This is a genomic window from Streptomyces sp. NPDC055815 (assembly GCF_053616475.1).
In genome coordinates, this window is sequence record NZ_JBSHDU010000021.1 from 1 (window position 1) to 7,225 (window position 7,225).

A 7,225-nucleotide genomic window follows, 5' to 3' on the forward strand; every position below is an offset into this window, starting at 1 on the left:
GGCGCGGAACGCGGAGGCGCCGCGAGAGGGCGCCGTCCCGTGTGCCCACCCGTCCCGCCCTGCGGGACGATTGCCCACACGGCGGCGGGGCGCCGCCCGCCCGGGTGCGGCACACACGGGCGTGGGCGCGGGCCCGGGCGGGCGGCGGGCGCGGGGACTCCCTGTGGAACTTGGCCGCGGGGCCGGTACGTTTCTCGGGCATCTGACACTCGTCCCCCTGGGAGCCCCCGAGATGACCACGGCCACCACCCGGCGCCACGAACGACGGATCAGCCCCGTCTTCCTGGCGATCCTCGCCGTCATGGCCGTCACCGGCTGGGCGGTGTGGACGGACTTCGCCGCCTCGCCCGGCCTCGCGGTGTTCCTCTTCGTGACCTCGGCCTGGGTGGTGTCGCTCTGTCTGCACGAGTACGCCCACGCCAGGACCGCCCTGCACGGCGGGGACATCACGGTGGGCGCCAAGGGCTATCTGACGCTCAACCCGCTCGCGTACACGCACGCGTGGCTGAGCATCATCCTGCCGGTGCTGTTCGTGATCATGGGCGGGATCGGTCTGCCGGGCGGCGCGGTCTTCATCGAGCAGGGCCGGATCAGGGGCCGCTGGAAGCACAGCCTGATCTCGGCGGCGGGCCCGCTGGCGAACGTCCTGTTCGCGCTCGTGTGCACGGCGCCGTTCTGGCTGGGCGCGCTCGACGGCGTGCCGGCCGCGTTCCAGTTCGCGCTGGCGTTCCTGGCGTTCCTCCAGGTGACGGCCGCGCTCCTGAACTTCCTGCCGGTGCCGGGGCTCGACGGCTACGGGGTGGTGGAGCCCTGGCTGTCGTACCAGGTGAAGCGGCAGATCGCGCCGTACGCGCCGTACGGCTTCTTCATCGTGATCGCGCTGCTGTTCGTGCCGGCGGTCAACAACGCCTTCTTCGACGCGATCGACGCCCTGATGCGGACCCTCGGGGTGCCGGAGGCGGCCCGCTACTGCGGTTCGCAGCTGTTCCGGGTCTGGGAGGGCAGCCCCCCGGAGTTCTGCCAGGTCTAGCCCTCGGCCCGCGCCTGCATCTTCGCGCGGCGGATGTAGTACCAGGCCATGTTCGAGGAGAGGCCCGCCAGGAGGACCCAGACGACGCCGAGGAAGCTGCCCTCGACGAAGGAGACGACGGCCGCGGCGACGGCCAGGGCGCAGACCACGAGGGCGTAGAGGGCGAGGCGGGGCATGGGGGTCGACTCCTGAGGGTCCGGGTACGGCGTTTCGTGCCCGTCCAGTGTCCCCCATGCCCCGATCCGCGACGGGACCGGCTCAGACGTCCGTGACGCGCAGGCCCGCGTGCGCCTTGTAGCGGCGGTTGACCGAGATCAGGTTCGCGACGAGCGACTCGACCTGGTGGGCGTTGCGCAGCCGTCCGGCGAAGACGCCGCGCATGCCGGCGATGCGGCCGGCGAGGGCCTGGACGATCTCGACGTCGGCGCGCTCCTCGCCGAGGACCATGACGTCCGTGTCGATCTCCTCGATGGAGGTGTCCTTGAGGAGGACCGCGGAGAGGTGGTGGAAGGCGGCGGCGACCCGGGAGTCGGGGAGGAGCGCGGCGGCCTGCTCGGCGGCGGAGCCCTCCTCGGGCTTGAGGGCGTAGGCGCCCTTCTTGTCGAAGCCGAGCGGGTTGACGCAGTCCACGACGAGCTTGCCGCGGAGCTCCTCGCGCAGGGACTCCAGGGTCTTGGCGTGGCCGTCCCACGGCACGGCGACGATCACGACGTCGCTGCGGCGGGCGGTCTCGGCGTTGTCGGCGCCCTCGACGCCGTGGCCGATCTCCGCGGCGACGTCCTGCGCGCGCTCGGCGGCGCGGGAGCCGATGATCACCTTCTGGCCGGCCTTGGCCAGCCGGTAGGCGAGGCCGCGGCCCTGGTCGCCGGTGCCGCCGAGGACGCCGACGACGAGACCGGAGACGTCGGGGAGGTCCCAGGGGTCCTTGGGGGCGGGCTTGCTCTCAGTCGTAGTCATGGCCCCGACATTACCGACCGGTCGGGTCGGTGGGGGATGGCCGCGCGCCACCCGGCCGGCGGGGCCGACCCGGGCCGCGACGAGCCGCGCCCGCCGCCCCGCCCGCCGCCGTCCCTACCAGCGGGCCGGCGGCGGTGCCGTCAGGCGGTCCGCCAGGTGCGAGAGGCGGTCCCGGAAGCGGCGGGTTCCGCGGGGGGACGGCAGGCTGTTCTCGCCGGCCGCCGCGCTCACCAGGTGCTGCACGGTGTCCAGGTCCACCCCCGCGTCCTCCGCCACGGTGAGCGTCTCGTGCGCGAGGCCCCGTACCTCCTCGTCGCCCCCGTCGAGCGTGAGGACCGTCACCCCCGCGCGTCGGGCGTCGTGCACCCGCTGGAGCAGCCCCGCGTCCGGCCGCTCGGGCGCCACCATGAGCAGGGTCGCCCCGCGCCCCGCGGCCTCCAGGCGGCAGAGGCCGACGGCCAGGTGCGCGGGGTCTCCGGGCCGCACCCGGTGCCGTACCAGCGTCGGCGCCAGCTCGGGGAGGCCCGACCAGGCGGACTCGTCGACCAGGTGCGCCGCCAGGTGCCAGGGCTCGTACTCCTCCGTGCCGACGAGGAGCAGTCCGCCCCGGTGCGGTACGACGGAGGACCGGAGCGCGCCCGCGAACCGGCGGGCCGCGCCCGGCCACTCCGTCCCGGCGAGCACTTCCCGCAGCAACGCGACCCGTACGGCATCCATGGGCCCGCATCCTGCCCGAGCCGGGGCCCGCGCGCGGCGGATCGGCGAGCTTCCACCCGTACGGGAGGGGTCGCGGCGTCCGTAATTCGGTTGCCCCTCTCCGTCCGGCGGACGGAGCATGACCTTTCGTGTCCTCCGCTCTCTCCAGGCTCTCCGCCCTGCTTCCCGATCTCGCGCCGTGGCGTTCCTCCGCCGACTTCCGGCTGCTGTGGGTGCAGGGGCTCGTGACGTACTTCGGCAGCGCGATGGCGATGATCGCCCTGCCGCTGCAGATCAAGGAGCTGACGGGTTCACCGCTCGCGGTCGGCGCGATGGGCGCGGTCGAGCTGGTGCCGCTCGTGGTGTTCGGCCTGTACGGCGGGGCGCTCGCGGACGCGGTCGACCGGCGGAAGGTGATCCTCTGGACGGAGGCGGGGCTCGGCCTGCTCGCCGGGCTCCTGCTGCTGAACTCGCTGCTGCCGGAGCCGATGCTGTGGCCGTTGTACGTGGTCGCGGCGGGGGTGTCGGCGCTCGCGGGGCTCCAGCGTCCGGCGCTCGACTCGCTGCTCGCCCGGATCGTGCCGCACGACCAGCAGACGGCGGCGGCCGCGCTGAACTCGCTGCGCTGGCAGATCGGCTCGATCGCGGGGCCGGCCGTGGCGGGTCTGGTGGTGGCGTACGCGGGTCACGCGACGGCGTTCGGGGCGACGGTCGCCTGTTTCGCGGTCTCGGTCCTGATGTGCCGCCGTCTCGCCCCGGCGCCGCCCGCGCACGACGCGGAGAAGCCCTCGCTGCGGGGCATCGCGGAGGGGGCGCGGTACGCCTGGTCGCGGCCGGTGCTGCTCGGCACGTACGCGATCGACCTGGCGGCGATGCTCTTAGCCTTCCCGAACACGATCTTCCCGTTCCTCGCGGACGAGCTGGACGCGGACTGGTCGCTCGGTCTGATGTACGCGGCGGGCTCGGTCGGCTCCCTCGTCCTCGGTCTGACGAGCGGCTGGACCTCGAAGGTGCGGCGGCACGGGCTGCTCGTGGCCGGGGGCGCGGCCGGCTGGAGTCTGGCGATCGCGGCGGCCGGCTGGTTCGGGAACGTGTGGCTGGTGCTGCTGTGCCTGGCCTTCGCGGGCGCGGGCGACATGCTGAGCGGGCTCGGCCGGGCGACGATCTGGAACCAGACGATCCCGGAGGAGCTGCGGGGCCGGCTCGCCGGCATCGAGGTGCTCTCCTACAGCGTGGGCCCGCAGCTGGGCCAGGTCCGGGCGGGCGCGATGGCCGGCTGGACCGGCACCCGGGCGTCCGTCTGGACGGGCGGCGTGGCGGGCGTCGTCTCGGTGGGCCTGCTCTGCCTGGCCCTGCCGAAGCTCCTCACGTACGACTCGACGACGGACGAGGACTCCCTGCGGCGCAAGGCCCAGCAGGAGGCGACACGGCGGGAGGCCGCGGAGGCCGCCTGAGCGGCTCCGCGGGGCCCCCGCGCCCTCGCGGGGGCCGGGACGCCAGAGGCCCTGCGAGCCCCCGGCGCCCGGGCTGCGCGGGGCCCGGATCCCACAGGACCCGGGCCCCACCGGCTCCTACTCCTCCGGCGTCCCGCCCTTCCCGCCCGCGTCGTGCCAGCGAGGATCCGTCTCCCACTCCAGGTTCCGCTCCCGGGCGGTCTCCATCGCGTGGGTGGCCTCCTCACGGCTGGCGTAGGGGCCGAAGCGGTCCTTCGCCGGGCACTCGGGGCCCTCCTCGACCTTCTTGTGTTCCAGGCAGTAGTACCACTCGCCCGGTTTGCCCACCGTGCGCTTCTTGAACAGGGCCATCGTCTTCGGCTCCTTCCTTCGGGACCATGCTGCCCCAGACCCGGTCGTTAGACTCGCTGGCATGTCTGGCCAGTCGCTTCTCGTACCGGGGGAGCTCTCCCCCCACCGTTCCGTTCCGGGTTCCATCCGCCGCCCCGAGTACGTCGGGAAGCCCGCACCGGCCCCGTACACCGGGCCCGAGGTGCAGGATTCCGACACCATCGAACGGATGCGGATCGCCGGCCGCATCGCCGCACAGGCGATGGAGGAGGCCGCCAAGCACATCGCCCCGGGTGTCACCACCGACGCGCTCGACCGGGTCGCGCACGAGTACATGTGCGACCACGGCGCCTACCCGTCCACGCTGGGCTACCGCGGCTTCCCGAAGTCGCTGTGCGCCTCGATCAACGAGGTCATCTGCCACGGCATCCCGGACTCCACCGTCCTGCGGGACGGCGACATCGTGAACCTGGACGTCACCGCGTACATCAACGGCGTCCACGGCGACAACAACGCCACCTACCTGTGCGGCGACGTCGACGAGGAGTCGCGGCTGCTCGTGGAGCGCACCCGGGAGTCCCTGAACCGGGCCATCAAGGCGGTGAAGCCGGGCCGCCAGATCAACATCATCGGGCGGGTCATCGAGTCGTACGCCAAGCGCTTCGGCTACGGCGTCGTGCGGGACTTCACGGGGCACGGCATCAACTCGTCGTTCCACTCCGGCCTGATCGTCCCGCACTACGACTCGCCCCACCACACCACCGAGATCAAGACCGGCATGACGTTCACGATCGAGCCGATGCTGACGCTCGGCACGCACGACTACGACATGTGGGACGACGGCTGGACCGTGGTGACCAAGGACCGGAAGCGGACGGCGCAGTTCGAGCACACGCTCGTGGTGACCGAGAACGGGGCCGAAATCCTTACGTTGCCCTGACCCCGTGAAGGGGTAGCGTTTTACCGACAGGACGTCGGGAACCAGTTGACTTAGGTAAGCCTAAGTAGGCAGGATCGTCACTGGTTCCCGTCCCATCGGTCTCGGAGGCACGCCTTGGACACGCCCTTCTCGACGCTCATCCGTACGGCCTCGCACGCGCAGCACACGGAGGCGGAGACCTCGTCCTTCATGGGTGACCTGCTGGGCGGACGACTGGCCGTCGACGCCTACGCGCGGTACACCGAGCAGCTCTGGTTCGTGTACCGGGCCCTGGAGGAGGGCGCGGACGCGTTGCGCGAGGACCCGGTCGCCGGGCCCTTCATACAGCCCGCGCTCTTCCGCACGGCCGCCCTGGAGCAGGACCTCGCCCATCTGCGCGGCCCCGGCTGGCGGGACGGGGTCTCCCCGCTGCCCGCCACCGTCGCCTACGCCGAGCGGGTCGCCGAGTGCGCCCGTGACTGGCCGGCCGGCTATGTGGCCCACCACTACACGCGCTACCTGGGCGACCTGTCGGGCGGTCAGATCATCCGCGACAAGGCGGAGCGGACCTGGGGCTTCGACCGCAAGGGCGACGGCGTCCGCTTCTACGTCTTCGAGGAGATCTCCAACCCGGCGGCGTTCAAGCGGGCCTACCGGGAGCTGCTCGACGGGGTGAACGCCGACGACCTGGAGAAGCAGCGGATCGTCGACGAGTGCAAGCGCGCCTTCGACTTCAACAGCGCGGTCTTCCGGGAGCTGGGCGGGGAGTACCCCCTCAGCGCCTGAGCGTCCCCGGAGGTCAGAGCGTCATCGTTCCTTCCAGGCGGACCCGTCCGCCGAGTTCCACGATGCCGCCGGGGCCGGGGGCGGTGAGCAGCTGCGAACCCCGGCCCTGCGTGATGTTCAGGGCCCGTCCGAGTTCCGCCGTGAGGAGCAGCGCCGCCGCTCCGGTCGCCTCGTCCTCGTCGATGCCGTCGCCGCGGCCCGGGAAGGCCCGCGCCCTGATGCGGCCGGCGGCCTCCTCCTCCCAGGCCCAGGCGTAGATCCACTCCCCCGGTTCGGGCACGTCGAGGGCGTCCACCTCGGCGACGGAGCCGTACTGGCGCAGGGTGCGGGGCGGTGCCCACTCGGCGCGCGCCTCGATCCAGGTGAACTCGCCGTCCCCGCGCACCCACACCTCGCCGGCCGGCGGGTGGACGACCTCCAGGTCGAGGAGCCAGGCGGCGCCGACGAGCGGGTGCCCGGCGAACGGCAGCCGCAGGCCGGGGGTGTAGATGTCGACGATCCCGCGCTCCGGGTCGTCGACGAACACCGTCTCGCTGAAGCCGAGTTCCTTGGCGAGCGCCTGCCGGGAGGACTCGTCGGGGTGGGTACGGGCGTCCCGTACGACCCCGAGGCGGTTGCCGTGCCGGCCGTCGCCCGCACAGAAGACCCGGAGGACGTCGATGTCAGTGGCGGTCGTGTTCATGGCGGAATTCAACCACCCGCCGCTGTCCGGCAGGGGCGTACCGCCCTTCCCCGCCCCTTCCCCCACCCGTTCCCCCGTCCACGTACTGACGCGTAACCAGAAACGGGACAATTCACCCTGCTTGACCTGCTCTTGACCAAGCCATGAGGGGGGCATGGAGACACCGTGACCCGGCCGTGTCCGGTACGCCCGGCCTGAGAGCTGAATCACTGGACGGGTGGGTATTGCTGAGGTAAGCCTCGGTTAAGTTAGGTCCGCCTCAGCACCGTCCCCCTCGTTCCTGGAGTCCCCATGCGAGCCGTCCGCTTCTCCGTCGTCACCGCCGCCGCGACCGCGGCCGCTCTGACCGCCGTCACGGGCTGCGCCGAGAA

9 protein-coding genes are annotated in these 7,225 nt (G+C 72.4%); 4 read left to right on the forward strand and 5 right to left on the reverse strand.

Going from position 1 to position 7,225, the window contains the following annotated elements:
- Nucleotides 1–232 precede the first annotated feature (232 nt).
- Nucleotides 233–1,030: a site-2 protease family protein gene (locus ACWGN5_RS15795; RefSeq protein WP_453515218.1), complete on the forward strand. Its 798-nt coding sequence runs from the start codon at nt 233–235 to the stop codon at nt 1,028–1,030.
- Here the strand turns inward: ACWGN5_RS15795 and ACWGN5_RS15800 are convergent.
- The 3 genes from ACWGN5_RS15800 to ACWGN5_RS15810 all read right to left on the reverse strand — a co-directional run bounded on the left by ACWGN5_RS15800 (nt 1,027) and on the right by ACWGN5_RS15810 (nt 2,704).
- Complete coding sequence (locus tag ACWGN5_RS15800) at nt 1,027–1,206, reverse strand: hypothetical protein (protein ID WP_453515220.1); 180 nt, start codon at nt 1,204–1,206, stop codon at nt 1,027–1,029. The genes ACWGN5_RS15795 and ACWGN5_RS15800 overlap by 4 nt on opposite strands.
- A gap of 82 nt (nt 1,207–1,288) precedes the next feature.
- Nucleotides 1,289–1,987, reverse strand: a complete 699-nt coding sequence (gene npdG, locus ACWGN5_RS15805) for an NADPH-dependent F420 reductase (protein ID WP_041128936.1) — start codon at nt 1,985–1,987, stop codon at nt 1,289–1,291.
- 114 nt (nt 1,988–2,101) lie between these two features.
- Nucleotides 2,102–2,704: a hypothetical protein gene (locus ACWGN5_RS15810; RefSeq protein ID WP_453515222.1), complete on the reverse strand. Its 603-nt coding sequence runs from the start codon at nt 2,702–2,704 to the stop codon at nt 2,102–2,104.
- 128 nt (nt 2,705–2,832) lie between these two features.
- Here ACWGN5_RS15810 and ACWGN5_RS15815 point away from each other — a divergent pair, with 128 nt between their 5' ends.
- Nucleotides 2,833–4,137 carry an MFS transporter gene (locus ACWGN5_RS15815; protein ID WP_453515224.1) on the forward strand — a complete coding sequence of 435 codons (1,305 nt, stop codon included), beginning with the start codon at nt 2,833–2,835 and terminating at the stop codon, nt 4,135–4,137.
- Nucleotides 4,138–4,254: 117 nt separating this feature from the next.
- On the opposite strand, the gene ACWGN5_RS15820 is transcribed toward ACWGN5_RS15815, so the two are convergent.
- A complete protein-coding gene (locus ACWGN5_RS15820) occupies nt 4,255–4,488 on the reverse strand; it encodes a hypothetical protein (RefSeq protein ID WP_453515226.1) in 234 nt (77 codons plus the stop codon).
- Between the two features lie 61 nt (nt 4,489–4,549).
- Between ACWGN5_RS15820 and map the strand changes: the two genes are divergently transcribed.
- Nucleotides 4,550–5,407, forward strand: a complete 858-nt coding sequence (gene map / locus ACWGN5_RS15825; protein ID WP_453515228.1) for a type I methionyl aminopeptidase — start codon at nt 4,550–4,552, stop codon at nt 5,405–5,407.
- Nucleotides 5,408–5,521: 114 nt separating this feature from the next.
- Nucleotides 5,522–6,172 (forward strand): biliverdin-producing heme oxygenase, encoded by a 651-nt coding sequence (locus tag ACWGN5_RS15830; RefSeq protein ID WP_453515230.1) that lies wholly within the window; start codon nt 5,522–5,524, stop codon nt 6,170–6,172.
- A gap of 13 nt (nt 6,173–6,185) precedes the next feature.
- Here the strand turns inward: ACWGN5_RS15830 and ACWGN5_RS15835 are convergent, their stop codons facing one another.
- Nucleotides 6,186–6,854 carry a PhzF family phenazine biosynthesis protein gene (locus tag ACWGN5_RS15835; RefSeq protein WP_453515232.1) on the reverse strand — a complete coding sequence of 223 codons (669 nt, stop codon included), beginning with the start codon at nt 6,852–6,854 and terminating at the stop codon, nt 6,186–6,188.
- Nucleotides 6,855–7,225: the final 371 nt, after the last annotated feature.

Coding starts and splice junctions, on each gene's coding strand:
- ACWGN5_RS15795 (WP_453515218.1), top strand. CDS start 233: ATGACCACGGCCACCACCCGGCGCCACGAACGACGGATCAGCCCCGTC.
- ACWGN5_RS15800 (WP_453515220.1), bottom strand. CDS start 1,206: ATGCCCCGCCTCGCCCTCTACGCCCTCGTGGTCTGCGCCCTGGCCGTC.
- npdG (WP_041128936.1), bottom strand. CDS start 1,987: ATGACTACGACTGAGAGCAAGCCCGCCCCCAAGGACCCCTGGGACCTC.
- ACWGN5_RS15810 (WP_453515222.1), bottom strand. CDS start 2,704: ATGGATGCCGTACGGGTCGCGTTGCTGCGGGAAGTGCTCGCCGGGACG.
- ACWGN5_RS15820 (WP_453515226.1), bottom strand. CDS start 4,488: ATGGCCCTGTTCAAGAAGCGCACGGTGGGCAAACCGGGCGAGTGGTAC.
- map (WP_453515228.1), top strand. CDS start 4,550: ATGTCTGGCCAGTCGCTTCTCGTACCGGGGGAGCTCTCCCCCCACCGT.
- ACWGN5_RS15835 (WP_453515232.1), bottom strand. CDS start 6,854: ATGAACACGACCGCCACTGACATCGACGTCCTCCGGGTCTTCTGTGCG.